18 protein-coding genes are annotated in these 17,564 nt (G+C 60.4%); 8 read left to right on the top strand and 10 right to left on the bottom strand.

Features of this window, described 5'->3' with window-relative positions; all coding sequences use genetic code 11:
• The first annotated feature begins 21 nt into the window (after positions 1-21).
• Genes ACJ8PI_RS20860 through ACJ8PI_RS20845 form a run of 4 tightly spaced genes read left to right on the top strand, consistent with a single transcriptional unit; the run spans position 22 to position 2,391 of the window.
• Entirely contained in the window at positions 22-408 is a 387-nt protein-coding gene (locus ACJ8PI_RS20860) for an ArsC family reductase (protein ID WP_033648806.1), read from the top strand.
• Positions 405-1,532, top strand: a complete 1,128-nt coding sequence (gene dapE, locus ACJ8PI_RS20855) for a succinyl-diaminopimelate desuccinylase (protein ID WP_033648807.1) — start codon at positions 405-407, stop codon at positions 1,530-1,532. Before ACJ8PI_RS20860 ends, dapE begins: the two co-directional genes overlap by 4 nt.
• Positions 1,529-2,203: a M15 family metallopeptidase gene (locus tag ACJ8PI_RS20850; protein ID WP_033648808.1), complete on the top strand. Its 675-nt coding sequence runs from the start codon at positions 1,529-1,531 to the stop codon at positions 2,201-2,203. Before dapE ends, ACJ8PI_RS20850 begins: the two co-directional genes overlap by 4 nt.
• Before the next feature lie 2 nt (positions 2,204-2,205).
• Positions 2,206-2,391, top strand: coding sequence for a YpfN family protein (locus ACJ8PI_RS20845; RefSeq protein WP_004941720.1), 186 nt, complete (start codon positions 2,206-2,208; stop codon positions 2,389-2,391).
• Between the two features lie 30 nt (positions 2,392-2,421).
• Here the strand turns inward: ACJ8PI_RS20845 and ypfH are convergent, their stop codons facing one another.
• The 6 genes from ypfH to dapA form a co-directional block, all read right to left on the bottom strand.
• Positions 2,422-3,111, bottom strand: coding sequence for an esterase (gene ypfH, locus ACJ8PI_RS20840; RefSeq protein WP_049194842.1), 690 nt, complete (start codon positions 3,109-3,111; stop codon positions 2,422-2,424).
• 120 nt (positions 3,112-3,231) lie between these two features.
• Positions 3,232-5,244, bottom strand: a complete 2,013-nt coding sequence (locus tag ACJ8PI_RS20835) for a tRNA(Met) cytidine acetyltransferase TmcA (RefSeq protein WP_164134645.1) — start codon at positions 5,242-5,244, stop codon at positions 3,232-3,234.
• A 56-nt stretch (positions 5,245-5,300) separates the two neighbouring features.
• Positions 5,301-6,164 (bottom strand): KPN_02809 family neutral zinc metallopeptidase, encoded by an 864-nt coding sequence (ypfJ, locus tag ACJ8PI_RS20830; RefSeq protein ID WP_033635497.1) that lies wholly within the window; start codon positions 6,162-6,164, stop codon positions 5,301-5,303.
• 209 nt (positions 6,165-6,373) lie between these two features.
• Positions 6,374-7,087 carry a phosphoribosylaminoimidazolesuccinocarboxamide synthase gene (purC, locus tag ACJ8PI_RS20825; protein WP_033635498.1) on the bottom strand — a complete coding sequence of 238 codons (714 nt, stop codon included), beginning with the start codon at positions 7,085-7,087 and terminating at the stop codon, positions 6,374-6,376.
• 170 nt (positions 7,088-7,257) lie between these two features.
• Positions 7,258-8,310 carry an outer membrane protein assembly factor BamC gene (gene bamC / locus ACJ8PI_RS20820; protein ID WP_033648812.1) on the bottom strand — a complete coding sequence of 351 codons (1,053 nt, stop codon included), beginning with the start codon at positions 8,308-8,310 and terminating at the stop codon, positions 7,258-7,260.
• A 16-nt stretch (positions 8,311-8,326) separates the two neighbouring features.
• A complete protein-coding gene (gene dapA, locus ACJ8PI_RS20815; RefSeq protein ID WP_043147806.1) occupies positions 8,327-9,208 on the bottom strand; it encodes a 4-hydroxy-tetrahydrodipicolinate synthase in 882 nt (293 codons plus the stop codon).
• A 110-nt stretch (positions 9,209-9,318) separates the two neighbouring features.
• On the opposite strand from dapA, the gene ACJ8PI_RS20810 reads away from it, so the two are divergent.
• Positions 9,319-9,924 carry a glycine cleavage system transcriptional repressor gene (locus tag ACJ8PI_RS20810; protein WP_369783268.1) on the top strand — a complete coding sequence of 202 codons (606 nt, stop codon included), beginning with the start codon at positions 9,319-9,321 and terminating at the stop codon, positions 9,922-9,924.
• 2 nt (positions 9,925-9,926) lie between these two features.
• Complete coding sequence (gene bcp, locus ACJ8PI_RS20805) at positions 9,927-10,391, top strand: thioredoxin-dependent thiol peroxidase (protein WP_033654587.1); 465 nt, start codon at positions 9,927-9,929, stop codon at positions 10,389-10,391.
• Positions 10,392-10,434: 43 nt separating this feature from the next.
• Here bcp and ACJ8PI_RS20800 read toward each other — a convergent pair whose 3' ends face one another.
• The gene (locus tag ACJ8PI_RS20800) at positions 10,435-11,511 is read right to left on the bottom strand and encodes an AI-2E family transporter (protein ID WP_033635501.1); all 1,077 of its coding nucleotides are present in this window, start codon (positions 11,509-11,511) and stop codon (positions 10,435-10,437) included.
• An 854-nt stretch (positions 11,512-12,365) separates the two neighbouring features.
• On the opposite strand from ACJ8PI_RS20800, the gene ACJ8PI_RS20795 reads away from it, so the two are divergent.
• Positions 12,366-12,578, top strand: a complete 213-nt coding sequence (locus tag ACJ8PI_RS20795) for a hypothetical protein (RefSeq protein WP_033648813.1) — start codon at positions 12,366-12,368, stop codon at positions 12,576-12,578.
• Between the two features lie 72 nt (positions 12,579-12,650).
• On the opposite strand, the gene ACJ8PI_RS20790 is transcribed toward ACJ8PI_RS20795, so the two are convergent.
• Positions 12,651-14,846 (bottom strand): TonB-dependent receptor, encoded by a 2,196-nt coding sequence (locus tag ACJ8PI_RS20790; RefSeq protein ID WP_033654586.1) that lies wholly within the window; start codon positions 14,844-14,846, stop codon positions 12,651-12,653.
• Positions 14,847-14,902: 56 nt separating this feature from the next.
• A complete protein-coding gene (locus tag ACJ8PI_RS20785) occupies positions 14,903-15,985 on the bottom strand; it encodes a YncE family protein (protein ID WP_033654585.1) in 1,083 nt (360 codons plus the stop codon).
• A gap of 392 nt (positions 15,986-16,377) precedes the next feature.
• Here ACJ8PI_RS20785 and ACJ8PI_RS20780 point away from each other — a divergent pair, with 392 nt between their 5' ends.
• Complete coding sequence (locus tag ACJ8PI_RS20780) at positions 16,378-16,830, top strand: GNAT family N-acetyltransferase (protein ID WP_033635504.1); 453 nt, start codon at positions 16,378-16,380, stop codon at positions 16,828-16,830.
• A 20-nt stretch (positions 16,831-16,850) separates the two neighbouring features.
• Here the strand turns inward: ACJ8PI_RS20780 and ACJ8PI_RS20775 are convergent, their stop codons facing one another.
• Complete coding sequence (locus ACJ8PI_RS20775) at positions 16,851-17,468, bottom strand: LysE family translocator (protein ID WP_033635505.1); 618 nt, start codon at positions 17,466-17,468, stop codon at positions 16,851-16,853.
• Positions 17,469-17,564 lie beyond the last annotated feature (96 nt).

The raw sequence follows: 17,564 nt of genomic DNA, 5'->3' as shown, positions 1-17,564 counted from the left end.
CGAGACAGGTAGCTTTACGCCATGGCAAACAAACCGCAACAGACAACGCTGACGATGTACGGCATCAAAAACTGCGACACCATCAAGAAAGCCCGCCGCTGGCTGGAAGATCAGGGCGTGGCCTATCATTTTCACGACTACCGCGCCGACGGCCTGACCGAACAGCAGCTGCGCGGTTTCGTCGCGCAACTGGGTTGGGAGCCGCTGCTCAATACCCGCGGCACCACCTGGCGCAAGCTGGATGAAGCGCAGCGCAACGCCTGCGATAACGCCGACGCCGCCATCGCGCTGATGCTGGCGCAGCCGGCAATCATTAAACGCCCGCTGCTGGACGACGGCAACGGCCGCGCCCTGCTCGGTTTTAACGCCGACGCTTACCAGCAATTTATCGCCGAGGTCGCCGTATGACTTGCCCGGTTATCGAACTGGCCCAGCAGCTGATCAAGCGCCCTTCCCTCAGCCCGAATGACGAAGGCTGCCAGCAACTGATGATCGATCGTCTGCAGGCGATCGGCTTCACCGTCGAAGCGATGGACTTCGAAGACACCCAGAATTTCTGGGCCTGGCGCGGCGAAGGGCAAACCCTGGCGTTTGCCGGGCACACCGACGTGGTGCCGACCGGCGATGAAAAGCGTTGGGACAACCCGCCGTTTGAACCGGCGATCCGCGACGGCATGCTGTATGGCCGCGGCGCGGCGGACATGAAAGGTTCATTGGCCGCAATGGTGGTGGCCGCCGAGCGCTTTGTCGCCGCCAACCCGGATCACCGGGGCCGCCTGGCATTCCTGATCACCTCGGATGAAGAGGCCAGCGCCACCCACGGCACGGTTAAGGTGGTCGAAGCGCTGATGGCGCGCAACGAGCGGCTGGATTACTGCCTGGTCGGCGAGCCGTCCAGCACCGAGCGCGTCGGCGACGTGGTGAAAAACGGCCGACGCGGCTCCATCACCGCCAACCTGCATATCCACGGCGTACAGGGGCACGTCGCCTATCCGCACCTGGCGGACAACCCGGTGCACCGCGCCATGCCGGCGCTGAATGAACTGGTGGCGATCGAATGGGATCGCGGCAACGAGTTCTTCCCGCCGACCAGCATGCAGATCGCCAACGTGCAGGCCGGCACCGGCAGCAACAACGTGATCCCGGGCGATCTTTATGTCCAGTTCAACTTCCGTTTCAGCACCGAGCTGACCGACGCGATGATCAAGCAGCGCGTGGAAGAGCTGCTGGAACGCCACCAGCTGAACTACAGCATCGAGTGGCGGCTGTCCGGCCAACCGTTCCTCACCTCGCGCGGCGCGCTGGTGGATGCGGTGGTCAACGCCGTCGAACACTATTCTGAACTGACGCCGCAGTTGCTGACCACCGGCGGCACCTCCGACGGCCGCTTCATCGCGCAGATGGGCGCGCAGGTGGTGGAGCTGGGGCCGGTCAACGCCACCATCCACAAGGTCAACGAATGCGTCAACGCCGCAGATCTGCAGCTGCTGAGCCGCATGTATCAACGCATCATGGAGCAATTGGTCGCATGATCAACGCAGAGATGCTCACCGGCCGCTCAACCGAACACCTGGCGCCGCTGAGCGGGAACCATCGGCTGCAGCCGCAGGCGGTCAACGCCTTCCTGGCGATGCAGCAAGCGGCGCGTGAGGCGGGATTCGATCTCCAGCCCGCCAGCACCTTCCGCGATTTCGACCGGCAGTTGGCGATTTGGAATGGCAAATTCTGCGGCCAGCGGCCAGTATTAGATAAGGACAGCCGCCCGATCGACGTCGCGCCGCTGCCCGCCGCTGAGCGCTGTGAGGCGATCCTGCGCTGGTCGGCTCTGCCGGGCGCCAGCCGCCATCACTGGGGCAGCGATCTGGATGTGTACGATCCGTCGCTGCTGCCGGAAGGGAAAAAGCTGCAGCTGGAGCCGTGGGAATATGAAGAAGGCGGTTACTTTGCGCCGCTCAACCAGTGGCTGACGGCACATATGGCCGAGTTCGGTTTCTACCGCCCCTTTACCGAAGACAGCGGCGGCGTGGCGGTAGAGCCGTGGCATCTGAGCTACCGGCCGCTGGCGCAAGAGGCCGAACGCTTGCTGACCCCGGCGCTGTTGCTGGCGGCCTGGCAAGACAAGGAGGTCGCCGGTGCCGAATGGCTCGAACGCCATCTGCCCTCGATTTTTTCGCGTTTTATACGCAGTGAAGTAAAGGAGTAGCTATGCAATGGTTAGCTGATTACTGGTGGATTATCCTGCTGGTTCTGGTGGGAATGGTCGTCAGCGGCATCAAGGAACTGCGCCGCGTCGACGTGAAAAGCTATCTGGCCAACAAGCCGGAGATACCGCCGCACCGCGACAATAATGCCCAGTGGGATGACGAAGACGACTGGCCGAAAAAGAAATGACACCAGGGCGCTTATCGGCGCCCTGAGTTTTTAGCGAAAGGCGATCAGCTCGCCGCGCTTGCCGGACAATGCCTCGTCCCAGTAGCGCTGCGGCACATAATAATGCAGCCTTTCCAGCGCGGCGTTCATCATGCCCTGGTTGATCGCGTGCCCGACGTTTTCCTCCACGTCCAGCGTGAAATCGGCGCCGCCGGCCCGAAGCGCTTCCGCCGCCGCGTGAGCGTGTTGCACGGCGATCACCGCGTCCTCTTCACCGTGGATCAAATGCACCACGCTGTCGCCGAAAGCCTGCTCAGGCAGTTGGGCGAAACGCCCGCTGAACGCCACCACGCGCCCGGCCAGCCGGGTTTCCGCTTTCAACGCTTCCAGCGCCATAATGGCCCCTTGCGAGAACCCCACCAGCGCCGTGCCGGCATAGCCCACGCCGCTCAGCTGCTGCCAATGGCGCACCACCGCCACAAACTGCGGCATCACGTCTGCAATACGGGCCGCGCGGTTCTCTTCGGTCACGTCCTGCACCGAAAACCACTGGCGCCCGGCGCCGTTGCCAAACGCTTCGGGGCCACCGATGCTCACCACCTGCGCCTGAGGAAACTCTTTGGCGAAGTAGCTGCCGATCTCCCCCATCGCCACCGGGTTGTCGCCGACACCGTGAAACAGCAAGATCAGCTGCGCCGCCGGGGTCGCCGGGCTTTGGACAACGAAATGCTCATGTTTCATCGATGACTCCTTAATAGTAACCAAACCTGGTGCGAGGACAGTCGCCGCCGCACCGCTGACAGTGACTATACGCCATTGAGAAAGCGGGAAAATCGGGTTTTATTGAGCGAGTTGTTCAATTTATTGCAACGACTGCGCCCAGTCGCGCCAGTAGCGGCAATGCTGCGCATTCAGCTGTTCCAGCGCCTGCGCCGTTTCATGCCGCCAGTGGCGCAGCAAGGCTTTCTGGCCGCTGACGCCCGCCTGCTCCGCGCAGGCCGCCGGGGATTGCCGCCGCTGCAGATGGCCGCGCAGCGCGGGCAGCGGCAGATTGCTGGCCAACAGCAAACGCTGCAATGCCCCCAGGCTGGCCTCCAGCGGCCGGTGGGCGAAAGCGAACCCGGCCAGCTCACGCCAGTCCTCTTCGCCGAGCGACGTATCGCCGTCGTCGCCCGGGATCGCCAGCGCGAGCTCGATGCGCTGCCGCAGCCAGGGCCAGTCGCGCGCCAGATGCTTGTGCGCCGCGTGTCGCAGCGCCTCCCCTTGCTCGCTCAAGGGCAAAATAGCCATCGCGGTATAGCAGCCGCTGCTGGCCTCCGGTTTGCTGCCGATGCGCACCAGCTCGAAACCGCAGGATTGCCAAAAACGCCACAGCGGCTCGGTATAGCCGAAGCTGACCGACAGGAAATCCAGCCCCTGCGCCTGGCGGCGTTGCCGTTCGATCAGCTGACGCGCGATACCCTGCCGCCGCAGCGCCGGCAGCGTCGCGATGCGGGTAATGCGCCTTGAACGCAGCGTCGGCGCCCACCATTGGCCGCCGTGCGCCGCCAGCGACTGCGCCACCAGGTTGCCGCGCGGCCGACGGCGGCCGGCCCACACATCGTGCGCCAACTCGGCGCTCAAGCCGCCTTCGTCCACCAGCCACACGGCGCCGACCACCTCTGGCCCGGCCTGCGCCAGCCCGTAATGCATGCCGGGCGCATCCATCAGCCTGCGCAAGTCCAGCGGCGAGGTGCGGTAATGCGCGCTGCTCAGCAGGGCGTAGAAACGCGCCAGCCGCTGCGGATCGGCGCACAGCTCACGCTGCTCCGCCTGGCTGTAATCGATCGCCTGGCCATCCGCCGGCCAGGCGGGCAGCTCATTGAACAACAGCGCATTGTCCGTGACCCGTTCCAGCGCATCGCCCTGTGCCCAGCGCATCGGCTGTTGCAAGCTCAACGCCTGATAAGACGGCAGCCCGGCGCAAAACTTCAGCAGAAAACCGCGGCCGGTGCCCTCATACCCCTGCACCGTAGTGGTCAGCAGCACGCGCGGGAAATAACCGATCAGCTGCTGCAACAGCGGCGCGGGGATCGCCGCCGCTTCATCCACCAGCAGCCAGCCCACGGCGCCGACGTCCCCCTCCCGACACTGCGCCAGCAAGGCATCAGGCGCCCAAAACTGTGCGCGCCCCTGCGCCCATTCCCCGGCCACCTCCGTGGCGGCGCGGCTCGGCCCGGTGATCCAACAGGTCAGCGGCGACTGCGCCACCAGCATGCCGGCCAGCGTCGATTTGCCGCGGCCGCGGGCGGCGGTCAGCACCCACACGCCGGATTCGGCCTGCAGCAGCGCCGTCAAGATCGCCTGCTGTTCCCCGGTCGGCCGGCCATCCGGCGGCAGCCAACCCTCGCGCGCCGGCAGCGCGGCCAGCGTCAGAGGCTCATCCTGCCGCCAGATCGTCACTTCTCGGTCGTCGGCCAGGTGCTGCTGCAGATGGTGAATGAAATGCGGGGTGGTGATCGGCTGTGGGCAATCGCTCCAGCGCAGGCTGTCGCCGTCCGGCTGCTGAGGCCATTGCCGCCAGGGCGGCGTCAGCAGCAGCAGCCAGCTGCCGGCGCGCAATGCGCCGCACAGCGCCGCCAACGCCTCCACGTCCAGCGACTGACCGGCGTCGAACACCGCGTGCAGCCGTTCCTGCCCCAGCAATTGGCGCACTGCGCCGCTCGCCAACGCCGTCAGGCCGGGCGGCGGGTTTTCCCCCACCCACGGCCAGTCGCCCGGCAGCGTCGCCGCCAGCCGCTGCGCCTGTTCGCGGCACCAGCCGGGTTCACCGCTGAGCACCAGCAGGCGCCGGATGCCCTGCCGCCGCATGAGTTGTTGCGCTGCCTGTAACATAAGGCTGTATCTCAATCCGAAAAAAATGCCGGAGTCAGGCTCCGGCACTTGAGGCGTTAACGGGATGCAAAGGTGTTGCAGGTATTGGGATCGCCGCTGTCGAAGCCCTGCTTAAACCAGGTGTAGCGCTGCTGCGAGGTGCCGTGAGTGAAGCTGTCCGGCACAACGCGACCCTGACTCTGCTGCTGCAACCGATCGTCGCCAATCGCCTGCGCGGCGTTCAGCGCCGCCTGCAGATCGCCCTCTTCCAGCATCTGCTGCTTCTCGGCGTATTTGCCCCACACCCCGGCGAAACAGTCAGCCTGCAGCTCCATTTTCACCGACAGACGGTTCACTTCCGCCTGGCTGGCACCCTGCTGCATCTGGCGCACCTTGGGCTCGATGCCCAACAGGTTCTGCACGTGGTGGCCGACTTCGTGCGCCACCACATAGGCCTGAGCGAAATCACCGCCGGCGCCCAGCTTGGTTTTCATGTCCTGATAAAAAGACAGATCGATATACACCGTTCTGTCACCCGGGCAGTAGAACGGCCCCATTGCCGCCTGACCGGTGCCGCAGCTGGTGCGCGTCACGCCGCGATACATCACCAGCTTCGGCGGTTGATAGGTTTTGCCCATGCGCTGGAAAATCTCTTTCCAGTTGTCCTCGGTCGAGGCCAGCACCACCGAGGTGAATTTGGCCAGCTCATCATCTTTCGGACTGATGTTGGCGCTCTGTTGTTGCCCCTGCGGCGCAACGTTACCGCCGTTCAATAGCGGCGACAGATCGATGCCGTAATAGCCGGCCACCAGCACCACCACCAGAATGACGATGCCGCCCTTGCCGCGCACCGGCACGCGGAAGCCGCCGCCGCCCAAACCTGAAGATTGCCCGCGACGATCCTCAACATTGTCACTTTCCCGACGCCCTTGCCAACGCATAAATATACTCCAGATATTTCCCCTGCTCGTTGAAGTTGCGCCGCGATGGTAAGCGCAAAGGCAGCTTCAAGCCTGAGTGGGATAGGTTTTAGTCATCTCGCATCCATTATTATAAATGGTCTGCCGCAGAGGAAATGTAGAAATTTTCTGGAAAAACGCAGAATAGCGGGACGATCCGACCGGATCGCCCCGAATGGCGGTGCCGACGCTTAGTCGAGCTTCACGCCGATGCGGCGCGCCACTTCTTCATAGGCTTCGATCAGGCCGCCCAGGCTTTGACGGAAACGGTCTTTGTCCATCTTGTCCAGGGTGTTTTTGTCCCACAGGCGGCTGCCGTCCGGCGAGAACTCATCGCCCAGCACCACTTCGCCGTTGAACAGGCCGAACTCCAGCTTGAAGTCGACCAGGATCAGGCCGGCGTCGTCGAACAGCTGGGTCAACACGTCGTTGGCGCGGTAGCTCAGCTCGCGCATGCGCGCCAGATGCGCTTTGCTCACCCAGCCGAAGGTTTCGCAGTAGGATTCGTTGACCATCGGATCGTGCATGGCATCGTTTTTCAGGAACAGATCGAACAGCGGCGGGTTCAGCACCAGGCCTTCTTCGATGCCCAGACGCTTCACCAGCGAACCGGCGGCGCGGTTGCGGATCACGCATTCCACCGGCACCATGTCCAGCTTTTTCACCAGCACTTCGTTGTCGGACAGCAGACGCTCCATCTGGGTCGGGATGCCGGCTTCTTCCAGTTTGCTCATGATGAAATGGTTGAACTTGTTGTTCACCATGCCTTTGCGATCGAACTGCTCAATGCGCTGACCATCCAGTGCTGACGTATCGTTGCGGAACTCCAACACCAACAGATCGGGATTCTCGGTGGTGTAAACGGTTTTTGCCTTTCCGCGATACAGCTCAGCTAGCTTTTGCATCTTACTTACTCCAGTGATGTATCCCCGATGTCTCCCGAGCGCGGCCCGAAATTAGGGGGTATAGAATTGACCTAATGAATTCTTTGGCGTGCCGGGCACTATTGTGCCAAACCTGCGACGCAAACGATACCGTATAGACAAAACAAAAAGGGGCCGCAGCCCCTTTTCGATTAGTTAACGCTGGTTTTACTGAAGGCAGACTGGAATGCCGCCACCAGTGCGTCGTTTTTCGACTGGGTTAGCGGTTTGCCTTTCGGATCGATGAATTGCAGGCTGGTGCGGTTGTTGAGATCGCCGACCTGCAGCTTGTAATCCCCTTCCGCCAGTTCAGGATCCTTGACGCCCAACGCATCCCAATCGCTGCTGCTCAGGGACTTGTAGGTCACGGCGACGGTGCCCTGCGGACGGCTGCGGTCACCCACTTTCATCCCCAGTTTTTCGAGCGCCGGCGGCAGGCGATCCCACACCACGGTGTACGGGCCGCGCACCACCAGCATTGGCAGGCCGGTGTCATCGGCGCCGCTCTGCACGTCCAGCGCGCCGAAGCGGCTGGCGGTCTGGCTGCTCGCCAGGTTGTCCTGCTTGTCCAGGCCTTCGATCAGGGTGTTGATCATCATGCCGTTGTAGCGCTGGATTTCAGACTGATCGGTCACCTGTTCGGTCTTGCCCTGCTGCTGCAGGCCAACGCTTTTCACCACCAGCGCCTGCTGGTAGCCCTGTTGCTGCACGCTGATCTGATAACGGCCTTCGTACTGGTTGTCTTCGTCCAGACGGTTCCACTTCACCCAGTCGGTGGTCAGGGTCTGACCGGCGTCCTGGCGCGAAGCGATCGCGATGTTCTTCGCCTGCAGCAGGCTGACCACGCGCGACCACAGGTTCTGGTTCTGCGGGCTGTTTTCCAGCAGCAGCGTGCCGCTGTCGCCGGCGTATTGCGCGCGAGAACCGCTCAGCAGCGCCAACGGCTGCACCGGCGGACGAATGTCCAACTGCTTGCCGACGTTGCCTTGCAGCGTCGTGGCGGGAACGTCATAGTTGCCGCTCTGCACCGGCAGGATCATGCCGGACGGCGCGTTCAGCGCCTTGAGCGGAGCCGCGTCGAGGTAGGCCTCGTCGCCGCTGACCTGGCGCTTGTAGCGCTGATCGCTGCTGCAGGCCGCCAGCATCATCACCAAAGAGATGCCCACTACTTTTGCTACCGTCGACTTTTGCAATGAATAAGCCATCAAATTTCCCTTAGAGTTACAGCAAACCGACGCTTTTCAGCGCGCGCTCCACCACCGGGCGGGCGGCTTCGCTCAACGGCGTCATCGGCAGACGCAGCGTATCGGTTGCCATCAATCCCAACGCCTTACAGGCCCACTTCACCGGAATTGGGTTTGCTTCTACAAATAGATCCTGATGCAACGGCATCAAGCGCTGATTTAAGCGGCGCGCGTCGGCAAACTTGCCCTGCGCCGCCAGCGCGCAAAGTTCCGCCATCTCGCGCGCGGCCACGTTGGCCGTCACGGAAATCACCCCTTTGCCGCCCAGTTGCATGAAGTCCAGCCCGCTGGCGTCGTCGCCGCTCAGCAAAATGAAGTCTTCATCGTCAACCAGCACTTGGATCTGACTAACGCGACTTAAGTTCCCCGTCGCTTCTTTTACAGCAACAATATTCTTGATTTTCGCCAGCCGAGCGATGGTCGGCGGCAGCATGTCGCAGCCGGTGCGCGAAGGCACGTTATACAGGATCTGCGGCAGCTCGGTGCTCTCGGCGATCGCCTTGAAGTGCTGATACAGCCCTTCCTGCGTCGGCTTATTGTAGTACGGCGTCACCGTCAGGCAGCCCACCACGCCGGTGTTGGCGAAGCGGGTGGTGAGCGCGATGGCTTCGGCGGTGGCGTTGGCGCCGGTGCCGGCGATCACCGGAATGCGGCCGTCAGCCAGCTCCAGCGTCTGCAGCACCACGTCAACGTGCTCGTCATGGGCAAGCGTTGCGGACTCGCCGGTGGTCCCTACGGAAACGATCGCCGCGGTGCCACTGGCTACATGATAATCGATCAATTTTTTCAGGCTCGCGCGATCGACAGCACCTTTGTCGTCCATCGGCGTAACCAGTGCAACAATACTTCCCGTAAACATTGGCCGTCCCCTCCACAAACAAGTCACTCATGGTACTTTTGCTGCCTATCCAAAAGCAAGCGCACAACCGCGTTGTAAGCGCTTGGCAGGCGGTTTTTTTTATGTTTACCATGGTAACCCCATTAAGCACGACAGGAAGCGCTATTTTGCCTCAGTCAGACGAACACTATCTCGTGATTACCGCGCTCGGCGCCGACCGCCCCGGAATCGTCAATACCATCACCCGCCACGTCAGCAGTTGCGGATGCAATATCGAAGATAGCCGTCTGGCCATGCTGGGAGAGGAGTTCACGTTCATCATGCTGCTGTCCGGCAGCTGGAACGCCATCACCCTGATCGAATCCACCCTGCCGCAAAAAGGCGCGGAGCTGGATCTGCTGATCGTGATGAAACGCACAAACTCGCACGAAAGGCCGCCGATGCCGGCCACGGTGTGGGTGCAGGTGGAAGTGAAGGACTCGCCGCACATCATCGAACGCTTTACCGATCTGTTCGACTCCAGCCAGATGAATATCGCCGAACTGGTCTCGCGCACGCAGCCGGCGGACGGCGACCTGCCGCCGCAGCTGTATATCCAAATCACCGCCCACAGCTCCGGCGATCGGGACGCCTCAAATATTGAGCAAGCCTTCCATCGCCTATGTACAGAATTGAACGCGCAAGGCAGTATTAGCGTGGTGAACTATCCACAGCATGACGAGAAAGATGGAGAGTAGTGATGAGCCCATTGAAAGCCGGTGACACAGCGCCGAAATTTAGTTTGCCTGACCAGGACGGTGAGGAAATTAATTTGGCCGACTTCCAGGGACAGCGAGTTTTGGTTTACTTCTATCCGAAGGCGATGACGCCGGGCTGCACCGTGCAAGCCTGCGGCCTGCGGGACAACATGGACGAATTGAAAAAGGCCGGCGTCGAAGTGCTGGGCATCAGCACCGACAAACCGGAAAAACTGTCGCGCTTCGCCGAAAAGGAGCTGCTCAACTTCACGCTGTTGTCTGATGAAGATCATCAGGTGTCGCAACAGTTTGGCGTGTGGGGCGAGAAAACCTTCATGGGCAAGACCTACGACGGTATTCACCGCATCAGTTTCCTGATCGATGGCAAAGGCAAGATTGAAAAAGTGTTTGATGATTTCAAAACCACCAATCACCACGACATCGTTTTGAACTACCTGCAGCAGTAAATCTCACGAAGCGCAGCGGCCTGCTGCGCTTCGTTATTCCCTCTCAGCCGGCCTCGTCTTCCACCTCGACCCGCAGTTCATCCGGCCAGGCGTGAATCACCGCCTTCACCAGCGTCGCCAGCGGAATGGCGAAAAACACCCCCCAAAAGCCCCACATCCCGCCGAACACGATCACAGAAAGGATAATCACCAGCGGGTGCAGGTTGACCGCTTCGGAGAACAGGATCGGCACCAGCAGGTTGCCGTCCAGCCCCTGCACCACCAGATAGGCGACGATCAGCGTCCAGAAATCGGCGCCGACGCCCCACTGGAACAGCGCCACCACCACCACCGGTATGGTGACCAGCACCGCGCCGATGTAGGGGATCAGCACCGAGAAGCCCACCAGCACCGCCAGCAGCAGCGAGTAGCGCATGTCCAGCACGGCGAACACCAGGTAGGTCGCCACGCCGACAATCACCATCTCCAGCACCTTGCCACGAATGTAGTTGGTGATCTGCTGATTCATCTCGTTCCAGACCTGCCCCGCCAGGCCGCGATTGCGCGGCAGCACGCGGCGCACCGCGTTCAGCAGCTGCTCTTTGTCTTTCAGCAGGAAGAACATCATCATCGGCACCAGGATCAGGTAGATAGCCAACGTCAGCAGGCCGACCAGCGACGCCAGCGAGAATTTCACCACCGACTCGCCCATGCCGGACAGCCGGCTGCGCAGGTTTTCCGCCATCATGTCGATGATGCCGGCATCCACCAGCGCCGGGTAACGCTTCGGCAGCGTCGCGGCGAAGTTATAGAACTGGTTGAGCATGCCCGGCAGATCGCTCATCAGATTGATGCCCTGTTGCCAGGCGGTTGGCGCGACGACGAACACCAGCAGCATCGCGACGCCCGCGAACACCAGCAGCATGATGCTCGCCGCCCAGGTGCGCGAACAGCCGATGCGCTGCAGGCGCGCGGTCGGCCACTCCAGCAGATAGGCCAGCACGATGGCGACCAGCAACGGGGTCAGAATGCCGTGCAGAAAATAGAGAATGAGGAAGCCGGCAACCAGGATCACCAGCAGCGCGATAGCCTGCGGATCGGTGAAGCGGCGGCGGTACCACTGTAATAACATCTCCAGCATCAGAGCGGGCTCCTCGAGGTTTGACGGGCGGGCATGGCGATTCCTGTGATGGGCGTGATTAAAGCATAGATAGAACGGGCGCACGCGAGGTGTGCAAAGCACTCAGAGTACTCAAAGTTCGCCATACATCAACCGCAATTTGGCTGATTTTATCGCGTGGGCAGGCGATCGGCGCAAAAATCCGCAGACTCGGCGACAGGCGCGGTGAGCGGCCCCGAACGGGGCCGCGGAAGATTACAGCGAGGTACCGATAGAAAGGGGCGAACCGACCGCCAATGCGAACAACAGCACACAGCCAATCGCGATCGCCGCCGCCAAATCATTTTTCATTTTCCCATCCCCTGATGCTTAAACTGATTATCGTCACGAACTCTGTCGGTTCTTGCGTTGCGGCCTTTTCTGATGCACGTCATTAAAAACCCCCGCCGCAGCGGGGGAGAAAACGTTCTGGTGCATCAAGTGTTACAAGGAGGTCATGAGGGATTGCTAACCCTAAATGACTATTTCAAGCTAGGATTATTCCCAGAGCATGGCAAGCGATCGCGTCGAGGTTATCCGCACTTTGAGATAAACCTCATAAAAAAATCCCGCACGGCAGCGGGATGAAGGGATGATAACGTCATGAATTTTTTATGCGGACAATGAGGCGGTATTGTCGTCATTTGGCGACAATACCGCGCCGGCACGGCGGTCACAAGGGAAATTTGGCCACGGTGAGGAAATCAGAATTTCGCCACTGCACGCGATCGTGCGCCCGCCAGCATCAACGAAAAAATGAGATTTTCGTCAGACAGCCGCCGGGCAAAAACCGGTAGCATGGCCGATATCATCCCAAACGCCGTAGGGGAAAAAAGATGAACAGCAAACCGTGTGAATTTGATGAAGCCATCTGTCTGGCGATCGGGCGTGGCGTTTGCGAAGTCGTGAAGATAGGGGATGAAATCAGCGTCTTCTCCCTGCTGGAAGCCATCGAGAGCTTCATCGAACGGCAGGCGCTCAGCGAAAGCGAAATCGCGGCGGCGGACGACGCGCTGGATCTGATCAGCGTGCTCACCCATCGGTCATAGTGAAAAACGATCCCCCGGTGACGAAGAAACCGGCGCCCCATCACATGTGGGCCGCCGTCGTTTCTGTATCGCTTAGAAGTCGTAAGTTACCGACGCTTTCAGCGTTCTCGCCTGTCCCTGGAAGACGTAAGTGCCATTGCTTTCTACGCCGGACCAATACTTCTCGTTCGTGACGTTGTCCAACCCCACACGCCATACCAGCGTATTTTGATCCTCATTCAAACGCATGCGATAGCGAAGGCCGAGATCCAGGGTCGTGAAACTATCGAGCTTTTTGGTATTGGCGGAGTCGGCATATTGCGAACCGGTATGCCGCACTTTCGCCGTCGCCGTCAGGCCATCGACCGGCCTGATATCGTATTCCGCCCCCAGCACCGCGTAGAAGTGCGCTACGCCGATAGCGTCTTTGCCATCGTTACGGCCGCCCTGGGTTTTGGTCAGCTCGGGCGAAAGCCAGGTAGCGCTGCCGTTAAGGCGCAGGCCGAAGGCCGGTTCGCCAAATACATTCAACTCCACGCCGCGGTTACGTTGCTCGCCGTTCAACGTGTAGTAGTTGTTGCTGTCGATCATGGTGGCCGGCTTTTTGATTTCAAACAGCGCCAACGAGCCGCCCACGCGTTCGAAATCAACTTTCACGCCCACTTCATTTTGCTTGGAACGGGCGATACCGGTACTCTGCCCGAAGTTAGCCGCCTCTTTCGGCGCAATGCCGCCAGGCTGCAAAGCCTCGGTATGGTTGGCATAAAGCGACACCGTTTCCCACGGCTTGTAGACCAGCCCGAACGTCGGCATCCAGCGGCTTTGCGTATAACGGGAGGCGGTATCCTCCAGGCCGGTGGCGTTGCTGTAATTACGCACCACCACTTTCTGATGGCGCGCCGCCGCCGTTAACAACACCCGATCGCCGAAAAAGCCCAACGTATCGCTGAACAACCAGCCCTGCGTCCGGTTGCGCGCCGTGGTCAGCGGATCGCTGTAGTTGCCGCCGAAATAGGCATTGTCCGGTATTGCGACATCATGGTTATCGTAGATATTGGTCGTCGGATTGTTGGCGGACATGCGCCACGCGGTTTTGTCGCGTTTAATCTGCGCGGAATAGCCGACGTTGACCCGATGCGAAACCGCCCAGGTCGTGAACTTGCCCTCAAGCCCCGCCATGCCGCTGAAAGCGTCGATAATGCGGTTGGTGTCCAGGCGCCCAACCGTGGCGTCACCGTTGGCGTTGATGAGCTTCGGTGCGCTGTAAACACCGGTTTCATGGCCGTGCTGCGCGCCCAAGCCGGCATAGGCCTTCCAGTCGCGGGTTAAATCATATTCCGCTTTCGCCATGCCGAATTCGTTCTCGATATCGCTGTAGCCCCACTGCTGACTGTAATTTTTACGGGTGTCAGGCACCGCGGGTATCACATCGATGCCGCTGATGTTGACCCCCATCGTTCCCCCATGGAAAGTCTTTTTCTGATAACCGAAGTCCAACGATGAACGGAAACGATCGCCGCGATAGTCCAGCCCAACCGATGCCAGCGTCGTGCGCCGCTTATCATCCTCAACCGCCGTTTCACCCTCACGGTGCACCAGGTTGACGCGAGCGCCAAACTGGTTGTCGTCACCAAAACGGCGGCCCAGATCCAGCGTGCCGCCCACCTGAGAATCGGAGGTGTAGTCGAGGCCGATCTGGGTGGTCGGCGTTTCTTCCGCCCGCTTCGGTTCAAGATTGATCATGCCGCCAACGCCGCTGGAAGCCAGGCCGTTCAATAGGGCGTTCGCCCCTTTGAAGATCTCCACCCGCTCCAGCATCTGGGTATCCATCACCTGGCGCGGCACCACGCCCGGCAGCCCGCCCATCGTCATGTCGTCGCCGTCCAGTTGGAAACCGCGGATACGATAGGTTTCGGCGAAGTTACCGTACCCCTGCACCGCCTGTACACCCGCGTCGTTGCTGACCACGTCGGCGATGGTCTTCGCCTGCTGATCCTGTACCAGCTTCGCGGTATAACCTATGACGTTGAACGGAACGTCCATCGCTTTCTGTTCGCCCAACATTCCCAGGCGGCCGCCGTGGGCGACCTGTCCATCCAGATAGGCGGGAACCAAATCATTGCCGCCGGAGTTGAAATCGCCGTGTTTTTCGGCCCGGACAACCAGGGTGTCCTCCTGGTTTTTCTTGGCGCCGCCGTCTGCGGCCAGCGCCCCCTGGCTCAGCGCGCCAATAGTCAGCGCCAGCAGCGTTTTACGTAAAGGGAAATTCGTTGTACTGGTGTTGTGCATAATTCACTCATGAATGAGGATAAAAGTTAAATGGCCCGTCGCCGGGCCGATGGGGCTTATTTATTCAACGCGATGCGAACCACGCTGTCCGGCCCCTGAGTGGAATGATCTTTGTTAAACGGCTGTTTGACCGTAACGAACAATGTCTGGCCGTCTGCCGACAGCAGCAAGCTGTTTGGATTCGGCGGCAGCGGCCAGCGCTGTTTCACCGCATAGGTCGTCGCATCCAGGCTCAGCACATTGCCGGATTCACGCTGCGAGATGTAAATTTCGTTGCGCCGTGGATTGAAAACGACAGCCAAAGAGTCGCCCACATCAAGCCGCTTCAATAACTTCCCGGTGTGAATATCCAAGACCAGCGTGGTCTTCGCCTTGGAGTTGTCGGTGACGAACAAACGACCGGTAGCCTCGTCCTCCGCCATATTGAGCAGCAGTGCGGGTTGGTCTCCCAACGGTTTCCAGCGTTTTTCGATGCGGTTGGAACGCGGGTTGATCACCAGGATCTCGCCGCTGCCATTGGCGGCATACACGCGTTGGGTCTGTTCGGAGTAATGCAGGCCGGTCATCCATTTGCCGGTATTTTTAATGCGCGTTTTCAGCTTGAGCGATTCAGCGTCAACCACCCAAATTTGCGCCGGGTCGGCCACCGCCCCCACATACAGCGTGTTGTCGTGAGCCAGAATTTGGCGCGCACCATACGGCAACCCTTTCTCATTGCGCTCGCTGAACAGCAAACGCCCTTTCACCTTACCGTCGGCGACGCCGATTGCGCTGATACCGCCGTCCAGCGAATTGCTGACATAAAGGGTTTTCCCATCCGCAGCGGCCTGCATGGCGAAATTTTTCAGATCGGTATGCGTCGTGCCAAGGGTTTTCAGGGTCTTGGCGTCCAGCTTATAGACCACGCCACCCTGTACATCTTTAAAACTTTCGGCACTGGCGACGTACAGCGCATCTCCCCCTGGCGTCAGCGCCATTTCATACAAGCCATAAGCCAGTTGGCGTTTGACGATGCTGTCGGATTGCGCCGCTTGCGCCAGAGGTTGCACGGCAGGGGAAGAGGAAGAGGTTTGGTGCGGCGTGCAGCCGCTGAGCGCCATCCCCGTCAGCAGGGCGAGCACAGAGGTTTTCATTTTCATCGGGGAAATCCTTGACCATTCAAAACGGTGTTTACGGCGGGCTCTGCAGTTTAGTTTTGAGCTTTCTCATCACGAGAAATGAGCGCCACCGCGCGTCTCAGTGTTTCCCTGTGAATCAACTATCACGCTAATGCAGGCTAATAACTCCTTCGTGCGCCCGCGAACAACAAAGAGAATGAGAAACATACTCATTATTATTTACGCAATCAAGCGTAATTATTTTCCTTCCTTCTCTAAAAGTCATGGCGACATCTCGTATTATCAAAACCAATCCGCCAGCTATCGATCCCGGTGCCGTGCATGGTTATCTCGCCTTACACCGTCGATAAACGGCCTCACCCTGCGTACAGGCACTTAACAACGAACGAACAGACAACAGGAGAAGCCCCCTCATGACAACCCCTGCCCCACGGGAGTGGCAGCGGGCGGACTATCTCGTCAGCACCGATCCCGCTCTGCTGGATCTCGATGCCATCCATGCATTTCTGACCCGTTCGTCATGGGCGGAAGGCATTGATAAAGAGACCGTCCGCCAGTCCCTCGCCCACAGCCTGTGCTTCGGTTTGTATCACGGCGCCAGGCAGATCGGTTTCGCCCGGCTGGTTACCGATTACGCCACTTTCGGCTATCTGTGCGACGTGTACGTGCTGGAAACGTACCAAAAAAGCGGGCTGGGTCTGTGGCTGGCGGAATGCTGCCAGGCCCATCCGCTGATGGCGACGCTGCGGCGAGTCATGCTGGTCACCAGCACCGCCCCCTGGCTCTATGAAAAAGTGGGCTATAGCGCCATCAACCGCCCCGACTTTGTCTGGCAGATCGCCCGGCCGGACATCTACCGACGATAGGTGTTTTCGCTGACCAGGCGCTATTTCAGCGCCTGCTCGGCCAGCAGCCCGAGGGCGATGACGATCATCGCCGCGCCGGAGATGCGCCCCACCACCTTCGCGGCCTGTGGGCGCGTGCGCAGTACCGACTGCGATCCGAATCCCACCAGCAGATACACCAGGCCGCAGCTGATCAAATGCACGACGCCCAACGCCAGCATCTGCATCGGCACCGACCATTCGGCCCGGGCGTCGGTAAACTGCGGCAGCAGCGCCAGAAACAGCAGAAACACCTTGGGGTTCAGCCCGCTGACGCACACGCCCTTGCCGGCCCAGCGCAGCCAGGAATCGGAACGCTGATCTTCACCGGCGCCGGGCACCGGCGGGTGCAGCAGCATGTTGCAACCGATCCACAAGAGGTAAGCCGCTCCCAGCAAGGTAAGCGCCGTCAGCGCCAACGGGTTGCCGACCAGCAGCGCGCCGACGCCCGCCACTACGATCGCAATCATCAACAAATGGCCAAACAGCAAGCCGGCGACGGCGGGCACCACCACCCGGCCGCGAATGCCCGCCGAGATCACATAGGCCCAATCCATACCCGGCGTGATCACCAATAAAATCGATACCGCCCAAAAAGCGGCGAACAGAGCGAGCGTCATACCGCCGCCCTCTCAAACGCACCGCACCACACTGAACAGAGAACCATTGCGCTTTCCTCGTGGAAGAAGAACGGCCCCGCCTGCCGCGGCGGCCGT

The organism is Serratia sp. CY82433, assembly GCF_052166535.1.
Taxonomy (GTDB): domain Bacteria; phylum Pseudomonadota; class Gammaproteobacteria; order Enterobacterales; family Enterobacteriaceae; genus Serratia; species Serratia sarumanii.
This window is presented reverse-complemented; position numbering and strand designations above follow the sequence as displayed.

Coding starts and splice junctions, on each gene's coding strand:
- dapE (WP_033648807.1), top strand. CDS start 405: ATGACTTGCCCGGTTATCGAACTGGCCCAGCAGCTGATCAAGCGCCCT.
- bcp (WP_033654587.1), top strand. CDS start 9,927: ATGAGCCCATTGAAAGCCGGTGACACAGCGCCGAAATTTAGTTTGCCT.
- ACJ8PI_RS20775 (WP_033635505.1), bottom strand. CDS start 17,468: ATGACGCTCGCTCTGTTCGCCGCTTTTTGGGCGGTATCGATTTTATTG.
- ACJ8PI_RS20780 (WP_033635504.1), top strand. CDS start 16,378: ATGACAACCCCTGCCCCACGGGAGTGGCAGCGGGCGGACTATCTCGTC.
- ACJ8PI_RS20835 (WP_164134645.1), bottom strand. CDS start 5,244: ATGTTACAGGCAGCGCAACAACTCATGCGGCGGCAGGGCATCCGGCGC.
- purC (WP_033635498.1), bottom strand. CDS start 7,087: ATGCAAAAGCTAGCTGAGCTGTATCGCGGAAAGGCAAAAACCGTTTAC.
- ACJ8PI_RS20860 (WP_033648806.1), top strand. CDS start 22: ATGGCAAACAAACCGCAACAGACAACGCTGACGATGTACGGCATCAAA.
- ACJ8PI_RS20845 (WP_004941720.1), top strand. CDS start 2,206: ATGCAATGGTTAGCTGATTACTGGTGGATTATCCTGCTGGTTCTGGTG.
- ypfH (WP_049194842.1), bottom strand. CDS start 3,111: ATGAAACATGAGCATTTCGTTGTCCAAAGCCCGGCGACCCCGGCGGCG.
- bamC (WP_033648812.1), bottom strand. CDS start 8,310: ATGGCTTATTCATTGCAAAAGTCGACGGTAGCAAAAGTAGTGGGCATC.
- ACJ8PI_RS20795 (WP_033648813.1), top strand. CDS start 12,366: ATGAACAGCAAACCGTGTGAATTTGATGAAGCCATCTGTCTGGCGATC.
- ACJ8PI_RS20850 (WP_033648808.1), top strand. CDS start 1,529: ATGATCAACGCAGAGATGCTCACCGGCCGCTCAACCGAACACCTGGCG.
- ACJ8PI_RS20785 (WP_033654585.1), bottom strand. CDS start 15,985: ATGAAAATGAAAACCTCTGTGCTCGCCCTGCTGACGGGGATGGCGCTC.
- ACJ8PI_RS20810 (WP_369783268.1), top strand. CDS start 9,319: ATGGTAACCCCATTAAGCACGACAGGAAGCGCTATTTTGCCTCAGTCA.
- dapA (WP_043147806.1), bottom strand. CDS start 9,208: ATGTTTACGGGAAGTATTGTTGCACTGGTTACGCCGATGGACGACAAA.
- ypfJ (WP_033635497.1), bottom strand. CDS start 6,164: ATGCGTTGGCAAGGGCGTCGGGAAAGTGACAATGTTGAGGATCGTCGC.
- ACJ8PI_RS20790 (WP_033654586.1), bottom strand. CDS start 14,846: ATGCACAACACCAGTACAACGAATTTCCCTTTACGTAAAACGCTGCTG.
- ACJ8PI_RS20800 (WP_033635501.1), bottom strand. CDS start 11,511: ATGCTGGAGATGTTATTACAGTGGTACCGCCGCCGCTTCACCGATCCG.